Source organism: Desulfatiferula olefinivorans (genome assembly GCF_054657895.1).
The window spans coordinates 79,368-92,355 of record NZ_BAAHXV010000003.1 but is presented as its reverse complement, the minus strand read 5'-3'; the positions used below and the strand labels follow the sequence as shown (position 1 = coordinate 92,355).

15 protein-coding genes are annotated in these 12,988 nt (G+C 56.7%); 9 read left to right on the top strand and 6 right to left on the bottom strand.

The annotated features are described in order from the left end of the window. Nucleotides 1-231 precede the first annotated feature (231 nt). The gene (locus tag ACYQ11_RS03580) at nucleotides 232-2,682 is read left to right on the top strand and encodes a glycosyltransferase (RefSeq protein ID WP_459922373.1); all 2,451 of its coding nucleotides are present in this window, start codon (nucleotides 232-234) and stop codon (nucleotides 2,680-2,682) included. A gap of 12 nt (nucleotides 2,683-2,694) precedes the next feature. Here the strand turns inward: ACYQ11_RS03580 and ACYQ11_RS03575 are convergent, their stop codons facing one another. Together ACYQ11_RS03575 and ACYQ11_RS03570 are read right to left on the bottom strand one after the other, a co-directional pair. Next, complete coding sequence (locus tag ACYQ11_RS03575) at nucleotides 2,695-3,114, bottom strand: DUF2062 domain-containing protein (RefSeq protein ID WP_459922372.1); 420 nt, start codon at nucleotides 3,112-3,114, stop codon at nucleotides 2,695-2,697. Nucleotides 3,115-3,317: 203 nt separating this feature from the next. After that, on the bottom strand, nucleotides 3,318-3,527 hold the full coding sequence (locus tag ACYQ11_RS03570; RefSeq protein ID WP_459922371.1) for an FmdB family zinc ribbon protein: 210 nt from the start codon (nucleotides 3,525-3,527) through the stop codon (nucleotides 3,318-3,320). A 239-nt stretch (nucleotides 3,528-3,766) separates the two neighbouring features. Between ACYQ11_RS03570 and ACYQ11_RS03565 the strand changes: the two genes are divergently transcribed. Beyond that, nucleotides 3,767-5,095, top strand: coding sequence for a PhoH family protein (locus ACYQ11_RS03565; protein ID WP_459922370.1), 1,329 nt, complete (start codon nucleotides 3,767-3,769; stop codon nucleotides 5,093-5,095). A 27-nt stretch (nucleotides 5,096-5,122) separates the two neighbouring features. Here ACYQ11_RS03565 and ACYQ11_RS03560 read toward each other — a convergent pair whose 3' ends face one another. Then, entirely contained in the window at nucleotides 5,123-5,305 is a 183-nt protein-coding gene (locus ACYQ11_RS03560; protein WP_459922369.1) for a hypothetical protein, read from the bottom strand. 261 nt (nucleotides 5,306-5,566) lie between these two features. On the opposite strand from ACYQ11_RS03560, the gene ACYQ11_RS03555 reads away from it, so the two are divergent. Both ACYQ11_RS03555 and ACYQ11_RS03550 read left to right on the top strand, forming a co-directional pair. Further along, nucleotides 5,567-7,570: a sensor histidine kinase gene (locus ACYQ11_RS03555; RefSeq protein ID WP_459922368.1), complete on the top strand. Its 2,004-nt coding sequence runs from the start codon at nucleotides 5,567-5,569 to the stop codon at nucleotides 7,568-7,570. A 16-nt stretch (nucleotides 7,571-7,586) separates the two neighbouring features. Beyond that, complete coding sequence (locus ACYQ11_RS03550) at nucleotides 7,587-8,174, top strand: sigma-54-dependent transcriptional regulator (protein WP_459922367.1); 588 nt, start codon at nucleotides 7,587-7,589, stop codon at nucleotides 8,172-8,174. Between the two features lie 69 nt (nucleotides 8,175-8,243). Here ACYQ11_RS03550 and ACYQ11_RS03545 read toward each other — a convergent pair whose 3' ends face one another. Further along, nucleotides 8,244-8,837 (bottom strand): hypothetical protein, encoded by a 594-nt coding sequence (locus ACYQ11_RS03545; protein ID WP_459922366.1) that lies wholly within the window; start codon nucleotides 8,835-8,837, stop codon nucleotides 8,244-8,246. A gap of 166 nt (nucleotides 8,838-9,003) precedes the next feature. On the opposite strand from ACYQ11_RS03545, the gene ACYQ11_RS03540 reads away from it, so the two are divergent. Further along, complete coding sequence (locus ACYQ11_RS03540; protein WP_459922365.1) at nucleotides 9,004-9,447, top strand: Hsp20/alpha crystallin family protein; 444 nt, start codon at nucleotides 9,004-9,006, stop codon at nucleotides 9,445-9,447. Between the two features lie 105 nt (nucleotides 9,448-9,552). On the opposite strand, the gene ACYQ11_RS03535 is transcribed toward ACYQ11_RS03540, so the two are convergent. After that, nucleotides 9,553-9,834: an acylphosphatase gene (locus ACYQ11_RS03535; protein WP_459922364.1), complete on the bottom strand. Its 282-nt coding sequence runs from the start codon at nucleotides 9,832-9,834 to the stop codon at nucleotides 9,553-9,555. Beyond that, the gene (locus ACYQ11_RS03530; protein ID WP_459922363.1) at nucleotides 9,807-10,277 is read right to left on the bottom strand and encodes a hotdog fold thioesterase; all 471 of its coding nucleotides are present in this window, start codon (nucleotides 10,275-10,277) and stop codon (nucleotides 9,807-9,809) included. The genes ACYQ11_RS03535 and ACYQ11_RS03530 overlap by 28 nt, the downstream gene beginning before the upstream one ends. 158 nt (nucleotides 10,278-10,435) lie before the next feature. Between ACYQ11_RS03530 and cmoA the strand changes: the two genes are divergently transcribed. Genes cmoA through ACYQ11_RS03510 form a run of 4 tightly spaced genes read left to right on the top strand, consistent with a single transcriptional unit; the run spans nucleotide 10,436 to nucleotide 12,965 of the window. After that, nucleotides 10,436-11,161 carry a carboxy-S-adenosyl-L-methionine synthase CmoA gene (gene cmoA, locus ACYQ11_RS03525; protein WP_459922362.1) on the top strand — a complete coding sequence of 242 codons (726 nt, stop codon included), beginning with the start codon at nucleotides 10,436-10,438 and terminating at the stop codon, nucleotides 11,159-11,161. Nucleotides 11,162-11,167: 6 nt separating this feature from the next. After that, nucleotides 11,168-12,139: a tRNA 5-methoxyuridine(34)/uridine 5-oxyacetic acid(34) synthase CmoB gene (gene cmoB, locus ACYQ11_RS03520; RefSeq protein WP_459922361.1), complete on the top strand. Its 972-nt coding sequence runs from the start codon at nucleotides 11,168-11,170 to the stop codon at nucleotides 12,137-12,139. 26 nt (nucleotides 12,140-12,165) lie between these two features. Then, complete coding sequence (locus ACYQ11_RS03515) at nucleotides 12,166-12,690, top strand: hypothetical protein (protein WP_459922360.1); 525 nt, start codon at nucleotides 12,166-12,168, stop codon at nucleotides 12,688-12,690. Between the two features lie 8 nt (nucleotides 12,691-12,698). Beyond that, on the top strand, nucleotides 12,699-12,965 hold the full coding sequence (locus ACYQ11_RS03510; protein ID WP_459922359.1) for a hypothetical protein: 267 nt from the start codon (nucleotides 12,699-12,701) through the stop codon (nucleotides 12,963-12,965). Nucleotides 12,966-12,988 lie beyond the last annotated feature (23 nt).

Here is a 12,988-nt window from a genome sequence, read left to right as displayed (position 1 = left end):
CCGCAGGCATCGGGTGGCCGCATACCCGAAAGGACGCGTGGCAAACAGATTTATTGCAAAATTTAATTATTTCAATATAAATTCAATCATATAATTTATATTGGGCTGTGACGGTCGCTATGGTCGGACCGCCTTCATTCTCACGATTTTCTATCCCAAATCACACCCTCCCCAAACAAAAAACGGTTAGATTGATTTCGATATATACGGCAACCATCACAAGGAGACGCCATGAAAATCGACCTGCACGTTCATTCCAAGTTTTCCATGAGACCGTCCCAGTGGATTCTGAAGAAAATCGGATGTCCGGAAAGCTTCACCGAACCGTCGGCGATGTACCGCATCGCCCGGAAAAAGGGGATGACCCATTTCACCATCACCGACCACAACTGCATCGACGGAGCCCTTTCCATCGCCCATCTTCCAAACGCCTTTGTCAGTGAGGAAGTGACCACCTATTTCCCCGACGATCCCTGCAAGGTCCATGTCCTTGCCCTTGACATCACCGAGGCCCAGCACGAGGACATCGGAAAGGCCCGGCAAAATATCTTCGACCTGACCCGTTATCTGAACGGGCAGAACATTTTCCACATCCTGGCCCACCCCCTTTACGCCGTCAATGACCGGCTGACCCTCGACCACGTGGAAAAGCTGCTGGTTCTGTTTCGTTTTTTTGAAATCAACGGTTCCCGGAATCAGCGGGAAAACCTGGTTCTTCGGCAGGTGATAGGGCGTCTCACCCCTTCACGACTCGCCTCGCTTGCCGAAAAACACCGCATCACCCCGCCCTGCCCCATTACGTCCGAGCGGGTGCTGTTCGGCGGGTCCGACGATCACAGTTCCCTCAACATCGCCCGGACCCACACGATCTTCTCCGCCTCGGACAATCGCAAGACCGCGTTTGAAACGGCCGCCTCAAGCACGGTCACCGTCATCTCCCAGGAAGCCACCCCCCTTACCATGGCCCATAATCTGTACGGCATCGCCTACCAGTTCTACCTGAACAAGGCGGGCCTGACCCGTTATGACGGTAAGGATGTTCTTCTTCGCTTTCTCGACCATTCGCTGCGCATGGAAAGCGAAGAAGACTCCCTTCTTCTCGGAAAAATCTCCCGCCTGTGGAAAGCCCGTAAAAAAACCGGCGTGACCAATCCGGTCTCCGAATCCCTGACCGAGCTGCTCCGTCGTGAGACCCTGGCCCTGTTCAATGACACGCCGGAATTTCTGGCCGCAGACAGCAAAGGCGGGGCACCGGGAACCGAAGCCCTTCGGGAGAAAAAATGGTTCGACTTTGTCGATCGCATTTCAAATCGGGTGATGCTGCATATGGGCAACCACCTTCTCGATTCCCTGTCCGGCGCCAACCTGTTCAGCCTCTTCCACACCATCGGCTCGGCCGGAGGCTTTTACAGCCTTCTGGCGCCCTACTTCGTGGCCTATTCCCAGTTCACCCGGGACCGCTCGTTCAGCCGCGAGGTCCTTGGGGCCTTTGCCCCCGAAACCCTCGATCAGGACGAATCCGTCCTGAACCTGGCCCATTTCACCGACACCTACAGCGATGTCAACGGCGTGGCCATCACCCTGCGTCAGCATGTTGACATGGCACGCAAGAACAACAAGAAGCTCACGCTTTTCACCTGCGGACCCGGCGGTGATTCGTCCTGCGATCATGTCCGGAACGTTGCACCCATCGGGGCCTACGCCCTGCCGGAATATCCGCTTCAGACCCTTTATTTCCCGCCCTTTCTCGATATGCTGCATCACTGTTACGACAAGGGATTCACCCAGATCCACAGCTCAACGCCGGGCCCCATGGGTCTTGCGGCCCTTGCCATCGGCAAGATCCTCAACATTCCCGTGTCCGGGACCTATCACACCCAGATTCCCCAGTTCGCACACATCCTGACCGGCGACAGCATGATCGAGGGCATGGCCTGGAAATACATCCTCTGGTATTACGACCAGCTCGACCTGATCTACGTGCCCTCGAAAAGCACCAAAGACGAATTGACCGTAAGGGGCCTTTCCCCCGACAAAATCCGCATCTATCCCCGGGGCATCGACATCACGGGGTTCCACCCGGGCAAGCGCGAGCCCATGGACGAGGGGGGCCGTCACGGCGAATCGCCCTTGCGGTTCCTCTATGTGGGCCGGGTCTCCCGTGAAAAGAACCTGCCTGTACTCGAAGAGGCCTTCGCCCGCCTTTGCAGGTCACAAAAGGGCCTGTCGCTGGTCGTCGTCGGAGACGGCCCCTACCTGTCCGAGATGAAAACCAACATGGAAGGGCTTCCCGTACGATTCACCGGCGCCCTTTCGGGTGAGGCCCTCAAGCGGATGTACGCCTCCTGCGACATCTTCGTGTTTCCCAGCGCCACCGACACCTTCGGCAACGTGGTGCTCGAAGCCCAGGCTTCGGGCCTGCCCGTCATCGTCACCGACGAGGGCGGCCCCATGGAAAACATGGTGGACGGGAGAACCGGGTTGATCGTCCGGGCCGGAGACAGCCGGAATCTGTGCCGGGCCATGGAGCGTCTCGCCCGTGATCCGGAGAGCGTCCGCGCCATGGGCCGTGCCGCCCGGGAATACATGGAAAGCCGATCCTTCGAGGAAGCCTTCCTTAAAACCTGGTCCCTCTACGCCCGGCCCCCCGAGACCCAGGCTCCCATCGCCCAGGCGGGATGACCCGCCGTTTCGTCAGCCGCCCACATGGCCCTGTGCCGACCGAAACATCATCATGACGCATCGATAAACGATCAGGGCCGTCGGAAGGCCGATCACCAGTCCTCCGATCGACAAAATGACGGTCACATCCCGCACGGTGTCCATGGAAAACATATGGGAAACGTCAAAGCGGATGCCTTTTCCATAAAACAGCGAACCAACTTTGAAGGTCAGGGCATAGACAAAGGGGGCGGTGAACACGTTGGTGATCTGGATGCCGATGAGGGCCGCCGTGAAACGGCCCCGGATCAGACGGACCAGGGCCAGAGACATCAGCACATGAAGACCGAAAAAAGGGGTGAGTCCCACAAAAACACCCACGGCGATTCCGCGGGCGACGCCCCGGGCGTCACCCGTGATCTCACACAGCATCCCTTTCAGACGATGTACCATGGCCCACCGGTTTTTTCAGACAACGAAACCGGGGCACGCACACCTTTTTTTTGTGTCGGCACGCCCCGAGTCATAGCTTCAGGGACTATGCCGTGATCTGTGTGACGCAATGATGAGCAAACGGTTAAACGCACGTTAGACCGACGCGGCCGAAACCGGGACGGCAGGGGATGAATCCCGTCCAGGGATTCGGGTCAAATCCCTCAGCCTCCCGACGGGGCGCACCCGCCGGTCGTCAGGCCGGGCGATGCTCCGGACGACGGGCGTTTGCCAAGGATGTTGCCCGCCGACATCAGCTTTTTGACCCCGGCGTGGTTGCAGCGCGGGCAGGTCGGCTCAGGATCGCGGGACGAAAGGATCAGGGCGTCGAAGGTATGGCCGCAGGCCTCACATTGATATTCATAAATGGGCATGACGATCTCCTTTTCCATGGATGCATCGGGCCGGAAAGGGTTTTTCCGGCGGGTACCAGTGTCATGGTCTGACAATAAGTCCCGGCCGCATTCCCGTCAAGATCCGAAAAAATAGCCGTCAAAGCGGTTTTTCGCAGTTCTTAGCGCTTTCTATTCCCCCGGTTTTCATATATTATGGAATCATCTCGATCAGCGCTGACCAGCGGTTTTCATGCCTTCAACCCGAACCAAGGAGTCTTATGAAAAATACCAGCATCAAAGTGGTTGACACCAGCACCCTTGTTCATGATCCCTCCTGCCTGAATTATCTGATGCAGAAAGGCGTCACGGCCTGCATTCCCTGGAAGGTCCTGGAGGAACTCGACGGCCTGAAAGGGCGTCCGGACATCGGATTCGACGCGCGGGAAGCCATCCGGAACATCGAGGAACTCCGGCAGGGCCATCATCCGAACCTGATGATCGCCCAGCGTATCACATGGGACGAATCGCCGTTTCTCGATCCAAAAACCAACGATCACCATATTCTTTCCACCGCCGTGGCCCTCAAGGAAAAATTCAAAAAAGTCGCCATCGTGTCCAAAGACAGCATGATGCGTATCAAGGCCCGGGAGCTGAACGTCGAGGCGGAAGATTATTACCGGAACCAGGCCGAGCGTAACAATGAGGAGGTTCTGCCCCGCATCGTGGTTCCTCCCGACATCATCAACACCCAGAATTTCACCTTTGCCTATGACGAGAAAGCCCACGGCGATATTCCGCTGAACAGCGGCGTAGTCTGCGTCAGCACATGGACCGGGGACATGAAGCGCCCTGACGAGCGAGACAGCGAAGGTGAGCATTTCGTGGCGGTGCGCCACAACGGGTATTTCCAGATCGTGAACAAAAACATACAGGCCTTCGGCATCCGGCCCTATTCCGGCCCGGAGGTCAACTCCCCCGTCGTCAACTGGCCCCAGCACATCGCCTTGTACCTGCTGACCAATCCGGCCATCAGCCTGATCTTTCTCGAAGGGGGCGCCGGAACGGGCAAGACCCTCCTTGCCCTTGCGGCGGCCATGGCCGTTCGCAGCCGGTACCGGCAGATTCTGGTCAGCCGGCCCATGGTTCACCTGGAGGACATGGACAACATGGGATTTCTGCCCGGGGATATCCGGGAAAAAATGGGGCCGTGGCTGCGGCCCATCTGGCAGAATCTGTCGGTATTGAAGGAAATCGATCCGAAAAACAAGGAACTGATCGAAAAAATGATCGCCGAAAAGAAAATTGAAATCGAGCCCCTGGACTACATCCGCGGCACGACCTTCTGGAAATGCCTGCTGATCATCGATGAGGCGCAAAACCTGACACCCCACCAGATCAAAACCATCATCACCCGGGCGGGTGAAGGATCAAAAATCATTTTTACCGGGGACCTGGACCAGATCGACCGGAGGCGACGGCTCGACAAAATCTCGAGCGGGCTGGCCTATGCCTCAGGCAGGCTTCAGGGCCAGGAGATTGTGGCGTCGATCAAATTCAAGACCTCGGTCCGCTCCGAACTGGCCAAGATCGGCGTGGAACTGCTTTAATTCATGATAAAAAGCGAAAGGGGGCGGTCAGGCGTTTTTCTCCGCCGCCGCTTCCTTGCGCCGTTTCAATTCCAGGAAGTAATCCTTGGACCCGAGCCGGACGCCGCTTTTCCGTTTGGACCGGTATTCGGAATTGGCTTTGATGAAACATGACTTGCACGCGGCCCTCAAGCCGGATCGTCCGCCCTTCTGGCTGTAAAAATCCGTCACGGGCTTTTCCTCTCCACATCTCGAGCAGATTTTCGTATTTCCCTTTAACATCCTTTGGTCTACCCTTTCATATTTTTGAATCGGGCAATCTACTAAAATTCCGCTCCCGTGTACAGAGAAAAGATTCAGCTTGTTATAAGACCTTAAGATTCTTGACAAACCGCATCATACTTTGTACAAGTTGGCTTCAAACCGTACCGCACAACGCGGGCATGACCAATAACAGGGGCCGGGGCGGACCTCTCAGGGAAACAGACACACATGAAATTATCCATACGCTGGGCGCTTATCGCGGGTTTTCTAAGCCTGATCTGGGGAACCCAACTGATTATCACAAGCTCATCCTATCTGTCGTCCGAAAAAGTTCTCCTGAACCACGCTAAGAGCATCATGGCCAACATCACCGACCTGACCATGGAACAGTCCCACAACCACCTGGCCCTGGCCCAGGGCGCCACCCACCTGACCAAGCGGCTGATATCCAACAACGTGGTCCGCAGCGACCTGGCTTCCCTCGATCACCTGGAACGTTATTTTTTCGACCAGCTGGCGCTGTATCCCCACTTTGCCGGTATCTACTACGGCACCCCCAACGGCGACTTTTTCTATGTCAACCGGTCCAACATCAAGAGCCCCGACGGATTTCGGACCAAAATCATCCTGAACGGTGCGGAAGGCCGCCGGGTCGAACTGATCTGGCGCGACCGGAACCTCAAGGAAATCGGACGCGAAATCGACCCTGCGGACACCTATGATCCCCGCACCCGCCCCTGGTACAAAAAAGCATCCCGCGAAGACGGCATCGTCTGGACCGATCCCTATATCTTCTTCACCTCCCGAAAACCCGGCATCACCATCGCCGGACCGGCCAAAACGCCGGAGGGCGTGCTCAAGGGCATCGTGGGCGTGGACATCGACATCGACCAGCTGTCGATCTTCATCGGCAAACTGAAGATCGGCAAACACGGCATGGCCTTTATGTTCAACAACAACGGCGATGTGGTGGCCTTCCCCGATCTTGAAAAAATCGTCAAGGACGACACCAGCCTAGTCAAAATCGACCAGATCAGCGACGAACGCACCCAGAAAGCCTTCCTGGCCGCAAACTGGTCCTATGCCGACGACAAACGTCTCAAAGCCGAAGGGCCCCAGTTCGTCAAATTCACGTACCAGGGAGCCGCCTACCACGCCATGTTCAGCCCCTTCACCGACGACCAGTGGCCCTGGATCATCGGCGTGTTCATCCCCGAGGACGACTATCTGGGCGCCATCAAGGAAAACCGGCGGCTCAACATCCTGATCACCGTGGGCATCTCCATCCTGGCCACCATCCTGGCCCTGCTGCTCTCCCGGACCATTATCCGGCCCATCGGAAACCTGGAAAAAGAAGCCCGGGCCGTGGAAAAATTCGATATGCTGACCCACTACAACACCCAGTCGGTCTACACGGAAATCCAGGTGACCGCCGACGCCTTCAATCGGATGAAAAACAGTCTGAACAAACACGAATACGAAAAGTCACGCCTGGAAAACCAGCTGATCCGATCGGAACGACTGGCGGCCACCGGCCAGCTTGCCGCCTCCATCGCCCATGAAATCAATTCGCCTCTTCAATCGATGATCATGCTGCTCCAGACCATGGAATCCAAGTACAGCCACGACCTTAACCTGCTCGACGACCTGAAGATGATGAAGGAGGTGTTCGCCACGGTCCGGAACCGCATCAACTCTTTCCAGGACCTCAACCGGCCGTCCCTGGCCGTGAAGATGCCCTGCAACATGAACGACATCATCGAAACCACGGTCAACCTCCTGCGGGTCAATCTGTCCAAAAACCTGATCAGGGTCAATCTGGACTTCGATCCCGGCCTGCCTGTCATCCACGTGGCGTTCCAGCATTTCTCCCAGATCTTTCTCAACCTGATCAACAATTCCATCGACGCCGTTTCGGAACATGCCGACATCGATATCAACGACATCGACATGGACCAGCGGATGCCCGTGGCCGGAACGATCAACATCCGGACACGCTATGACAAGGGGATCATCACCATCGCCATTTCCGATACCGGCCCGGGGATCAGCGAAGACAATCTGACAAGCATCTTCGACCTGTTCGTCACCCAGCGCAAGGACAAGGGTATGGGCATCGGACTGGCAATCTGCAAAGGACTGGTCAAGGAATACAACGGTGACATCCGGGCGACCAACCTGGTCGACGGCGGTGCCGAGATCATCATCACCCTGCCCGTCCCCGCAGCCTGAAAGGACCGGAGCGTTTATGGATAAATACCGCATCCTGCTGGTGGATGACGACAAAACGATTCTCACCGTGTTCGCCAAGGCCCTGGAAGCCGTCGGCTACACGGTCTCCTGTGCCGCGGGAGGGCGCGACGCCTTTGACATCCTGGCCCGGGAAGCCTTCCACCTGATCATTACAGACCTGAACATGCCGGACATGAACGGCATTCAGGTTCTCAAACAGTGCAAATCCCTGTATCCCGAATGCGTGGCTATCATCCTCACCGGATACGGCAACCTCTCCTCGGCCGTGGACGCCCTGCGCCTGGATGCCGACGATTACCTGCTCAAACCCTGCGATCCCGATGAACTGTTTTTCCGCATCGAGCGATGTCTTGAAAAATTCGAAATGAAACGGAAGATCAAGGCCTACGAGGGGATTCTGACCACCTGCTGTGTCTGCCGGAAGTTCCAGGACGACACCGGCAAGGAGCCGGGCACCGGAGAGTGGCTGACCATCGAACAGTACCTGTGGAAAAACACCAAACTCGGCATCTCATCGAGCTATTGCCCCGAATGCGCCAAAAAAGCCATGGAGGAGATCAAGGCCATGGACAAGGCCAAATGACGACGTCCTGAAACGCCCGATATCTGCGTTTTACCAGACCATCGAAACACAATCACCCTTCCTGCGGCCTCAGAAGTCTTCAAGCATCCTGCCTTTTTCGAGCAGGGTTTCCATATCCCGGTGGGCCTGCATCCCTGCGGCCAGATGTTTTTCAAGAATCAGGCAGACCGCATCGTCGTCGCCCAGCCGTTCCCTGGCTCTGTCCAGAAGGGATTGAGACAGGGCCAGGTGCTGCTCCAGCTCACCGACCAGATGTTTGCGCTGTTCATGCTTCTCGCGCTCGATCCGGATGACGGCGTCCAGGCGCTGGATCGAATATTCAACCAGGGCATCCCGGGGCGTGTCGAAGGTTCTCGATATCTGTTCGAGGGCCGTCAGGGTTCTCCGGCTGAGAACGAAGGTTTTCTGGATCCGAGGGAACTCTTGGCGCTTGCCGGAGGACAGGGTGCGCGCAATGGTGTGAAGCGCTTTGGAATCCTCGATCAGATGATCGAACAGACTCTTTTTCTTGATGCCCAGATGCCCGGCCACCAGGCTGATGGCCTCGATGGCCCGCTCGGACAGGCGAAACGTGGCCCGGACCGACTGCTTGCCCAGAAGATCCGCAAAAGACGCCTCGGGAATAGCAATATTCTCTTCTTCGGAATAATCGTGATCGTTCATCGGCTTCACCCTCCCTGCATCATTACTTTATAGGAACTTGCATTATTTAGTAATGATATAAAAAAATCATATTTTTTATTTGACACCATTAATATAGTGACTAATTTATTGTCAAACAAGAAAGAATTCAATCATAACGATAACCCAAGCACAGGAGGATAAGGTTATGTCACTTGTACGATGGAACCCCTTACGTGAAATGCCGGTACTTCAGAACAGGATCAACCGTCTGTTCGAAGATTTTTTCCCTGAAACCGCCCTGGATGAATTCAAGGGCTTCGGCGGCGCATGGAACCCGGTGGTCGATATCTTCGACACCGACAACGCCACCGTGATCAAAGCCGATCTTCCGGGCCTGAAAAAGGAGGACATCTCCATCAACGTCGAAGGCAACATCCTGTCCATTGCAGGCGAGAGGAAAACCGACGACGAGGTCAAAAAGGAGAACTACTATCGCCGTGAACGGTCTTACGGCATGTTCCGGAGGGAATTCACCCTGCCCTCCACGATCGAAACCGACAAGATCAAGGCCGAGTTCAAGGACGGCGTGCTGAAGGTCGAAATTCCCAAACCCGAGGAAAAGAAACCCAAGAGCATCGCGGTTCACTGATCGGTTTTTCCTGAGCGAATGACGATTCCCTCCTTCTGAAACAACGGCGGCCGACCCCGAAACAGGGTCGGCCGCCGGCGTTTGAGAATAATCTCAGCCTTTGTCTCAGAATCGAATGTCAAACTCCTTCAAGTCCCCGGCAAAGGGCTCCCAGGAGACCTCGACGTCTTTGACCACCGCCATTCTCGGCCCTTTTTTGCACCAGGCGACAATGGCTTCCACCTGCTCCCTGCCGCCCTCGAACACGGCTTCCACACTGCCGTCCGCCTTGTTCCTCACCCAGCCTGTGACCTGGCGTTCACAGGCCGCCGCTTTGGTGTTGTACCTGAAAGCCACGCCCTGGACCCACCCCTTGATGATCACTCGGGCTCTGACATTGTCGGACATGATCCTTTCTCCTTGTCAAGGATTGCATTGGTCATCCGGCTGACACAGACCAGCCGGTTTTCTTCATCCCGGATACGGATATCCCAGATATGGCTGGACCGTCCGATGTGAACGGGAGTGCAGGTGCCCGTGACCCGCCCCGTCCGGACGCTGCGGATATGGTTGGCGTTGATCTCCAGCCCCACCACATCGTAACGGTCCGGATCGATGCACAGATACGACGCGATACTGCCCAGCGATTCGGCGAGCACGCAGGAGGCCCCGCCGTGGAGAAGCCCCAGGGGCTGCCGGGTCCTGTGGTCCACCGGCATGGTGGCGACAAAGGCGTCATCCTCCATGGCCGCAATGCGGATATCCAGATGTTTCAGCATATTGACTTCAATAAAGCTTTTGATGTCCTCGAAGCTCACCGTGTCATAAAACGGAAACCAGATTCTGCCCATAATCCCTCTTATCTGTTTGTTCTGAAACCTTTATGCTTGACATGAAACTGAGTTTTAAGACATATCTTGCCTCAAATCAATACCTGTTTTGGATGTCCCGTACAAAACAGATACGGCAATTTCCGAAAGATTGAACGCAGACACGAGGCCATGGTTTTATGAGCAAAGACACCATTTATTCCCGCAAGCACGACCGGGTCCCGCCCTTTGAATTCAACGAAAACGTGGTGGGGGTGTTCGACGACATGATTCACCGGTCCGTGCCCCTGTATCACGAGGCCCTGATCCGGAAGGCCCAGCTTGCCGAACAGTTCTACCGGCCCGGCACCACGGTCTACGACCTGGGCTGCTCCAACGGGAATTTCGGCCTGAGGTTTCTCGACATCATGGGGAAAAAGCCCTTTCACATGGTGGCCGTGGACAACTCGAAGCCCATGCTGGACACCTACGCGACGCGGCTTGCCAACCGCCCCATGGGCGACTGCATTCACCTGACCCTTGCGGACATCACGGACATCCGCCTTGACAACGCCTCGGTGGTGGTCATCAACCTGACCCTCCAGTTCCTGCCCATGGATCAGCGGGACGGTCTGATCCAATCGGTGTATCGGGCCCTCATCCCTTCGGGCCTTCTTCTGGTCACGGAAAAAACCGTCCACGACGACGAGACGCTGACCAACCTGTTCCAGGATTACTACTGGCGGTTCAAAAAGGAAAACGGCTATTCCAACCTGGAAATCAGTCAGAAACGCGACGCCCTGGAAAACGTCCTGATTCCAGAAACGGTCGGCGCCCACCTGACGCGTTTTTCAAGCGCCGGTTTCAGCCGCATGGACATCTGGCAGAAATGGTTCAACTTCACCTCGTTCATCTGTATCAAATAGAGGCCCATGGAACACCTGCTCGACCATCTTGACCGACTGAAACTCAACCACTGCCGACCCGCCCTTGAATCGCTCGTCGGCCGTCTTGGCGCCCGGCTGTCCCTTGATTACGGCAACGAAAAAAAATGGCGGGGCCTCTACGAATCCCTTCCGGACATTCATCCTTCCATGTGCCGTCTTTCCGATGACTGGGTCCGCATCGGCAGGCCGGAAGACGCCGATGCGGCAATACGAAGCCGGATGGCCGACATCCTGATGGCCATGAGCCCCTGGCGCAAGGGCCCCTTTGATCTGTTCGGCATCCGGGTGGACAGCGAATGGGCCTCCTACATCAAGTGGAACCGGCTCAAAGACGCCCTGGAGCCCCTTTCGGGGCGCCGTGTTCTGGATATCGGCTGCAGTTCGGGCTATTACATGTTCCGTATGCTGGACCAGGCGCCCGAGATGATTCTGGGCATCGATCCCCAGATCCTTTTTTACTATCAGTTCAAGGCCCTTCAGAAATACGTCCGGTCGGATCGTTTGTACTACCTGCCCGCCGGTCTCGAAGACCTTCCGGCCTTCGACGCCTGTTTCGACACCGTGTTCTTCATGGGCATCATCTACCATCGGAAATCCCCCGTGGACAGCCTGCTTGATATCCACGGCAACATGAGGTCCGGCGGACAACTGGTTCTTGAAACCCTGATCATCGAAACCGGGGCTCCCGTGGCCCTGTTCCCCGAGGACCGGTATGCCAAGATGCGCAACGTGTTTTTCATTCCCTCGGTCAGCTGTCTCGAATCCTGGCTGAAACGTGCGCGCTTCGGGGATATCCGTGTGGTGGACGTCTCGAAAACCACGTCCGTCGAACAGCGGAAAACGCCATGGATCAAGACCGAATCCCTGGAGGACTTTCTCGACCCCGATGACCCCAAAAAAACCGTGGAGGGCTACCCGGCTCCGGTTCGCGCCGTGATCACGGCCCGGGCCCTGTGATGGAAAAACAAAAGGAGGACACGATCATGGAATCTGAAACCGGTGGGGAAAGCGGCCTTTCCGCCGTCTGCCGCAATCTGGCCGAATACGCCGTGGACCGGGAGGATATCAACGCCCTGGTGGCCGCCCTGCCCCGGGACCGGGAGATCAACACGGTCACGGTGGACTACGAGCTGCAGCTGCTCAAGATCGTCTCGGTGGGCTGGAGCCTGTCGGCCTTCATGACCGACCACCCGGACAAGACCGTCGCCGCCGAAACCTTCTGGGGCCTGATCCGGGATTTCTCCAAGGACATCTCAAACGTCACGGGCCTGATGATCGGACAGAGCATCGACTACTTCCAGCTGCTCCGGCAGCGCCTGGACCATTACGTGGCCTCGCTGGACCGGGCCGTGAAATCCGACGACCCGGCCTCGGCCATCGGCCCGGCCTTCGCCGCCGCATGCAAGGCCGACGACCCCTTCGTCACCATCACCGGAGCCCGGGTGTTCACCTACACCAGCGCCGCCGTCAAAGACTACCTCGGGTCTCAAGGCCTGAGCACCTCGTAAGGAGCCCCATGTACGCCCGAAACGCCAACGAACTCAAAGAGCTGATCCACAGCCAGCCCGACGCCCTGCCCTCGAGTTTCCTCCGGGACAGTTCCTTCGCCGCCCACTGCTTCGACCGACACAGCCTGCGCACGCTCAAATCCGCCTTTCACCGCGACGCCGACCCCGACGAATGCGAGGCCTGGGACATCACCCGGGTCGAATGGAAGGAAAACATCGAAATGGCCTACATCGCAAAAGCCGCAACCCTGATGCAGGAGAAAGAGCGGAGGTGAAATCGTAAAGGGCCTCGGTCATC

What these genes read in the sequence shown, in the direction of transcription:
- ACYQ11_RS03580 (WP_459922373.1), top strand. Translation starts at nt 232, where the DNA reads ATGAAAATCGACCTGCACGTTCATTCCAAGTTTTCCATGAGACCGTCC.
- ACYQ11_RS03575 (WP_459922372.1), bottom strand. Translation starts at nt 3,114, where the DNA reads ATGGTACATCGTCTGAAAGGGATGCTGTGTGAGATCACGGGTGACGCC.
- ACYQ11_RS03570 (WP_459922371.1), bottom strand. Translation starts at nt 3,527, where the DNA reads ATGCCCATTTATGAATATCAATGTGAGGCCTGCGGCCATACCTTCGAC.
- ACYQ11_RS03565 (WP_459922370.1), top strand. Translation starts at nt 3,767, where the DNA reads ATGAAAAATACCAGCATCAAAGTGGTTGACACCAGCACCCTTGTTCAT.
- ACYQ11_RS03555 (WP_459922368.1), top strand. Translation starts at nt 5,567, where the DNA reads ATGAAATTATCCATACGCTGGGCGCTTATCGCGGGTTTTCTAAGCCTG.
- ACYQ11_RS03550 (WP_459922367.1), top strand. Translation starts at nt 7,587, where the DNA reads ATGGATAAATACCGCATCCTGCTGGTGGATGACGACAAAACGATTCTC.
- ACYQ11_RS03545 (WP_459922366.1), bottom strand. Translation starts at nt 8,837, where the DNA reads ATGAACGATCACGATTATTCCGAAGAAGAGAATATTGCTATTCCCGAG.
- ACYQ11_RS03540 (WP_459922365.1), top strand. Translation starts at nt 9,004, where the DNA reads ATGTCACTTGTACGATGGAACCCCTTACGTGAAATGCCGGTACTTCAG.
- ACYQ11_RS03535 (WP_459922364.1), bottom strand. Translation starts at nt 9,834, where the DNA reads ATGTCCGACAATGTCAGAGCCCGAGTGATCATCAAGGGGTGGGTCCAG.
- ACYQ11_RS03530 (WP_459922363.1), bottom strand. Translation starts at nt 10,277, where the DNA reads ATGGGCAGAATCTGGTTTCCGTTTTATGACACGGTGAGCTTCGAGGAC.
- cmoA (WP_459922362.1), top strand. Translation starts at nt 10,436, where the DNA reads ATGAGCAAAGACACCATTTATTCCCGCAAGCACGACCGGGTCCCGCCC.
- cmoB (WP_459922361.1), top strand. Translation starts at nt 11,168, where the DNA reads ATGGAACACCTGCTCGACCATCTTGACCGACTGAAACTCAACCACTGC.
- ACYQ11_RS03515 (WP_459922360.1), top strand. Translation starts at nt 12,166, where the DNA reads ATGGAATCTGAAACCGGTGGGGAAAGCGGCCTTTCCGCCGTCTGCCGC.
- ACYQ11_RS03510 (WP_459922359.1), top strand. Translation starts at nt 12,699, where the DNA reads ATGTACGCCCGAAACGCCAACGAACTCAAAGAGCTGATCCACAGCCAG.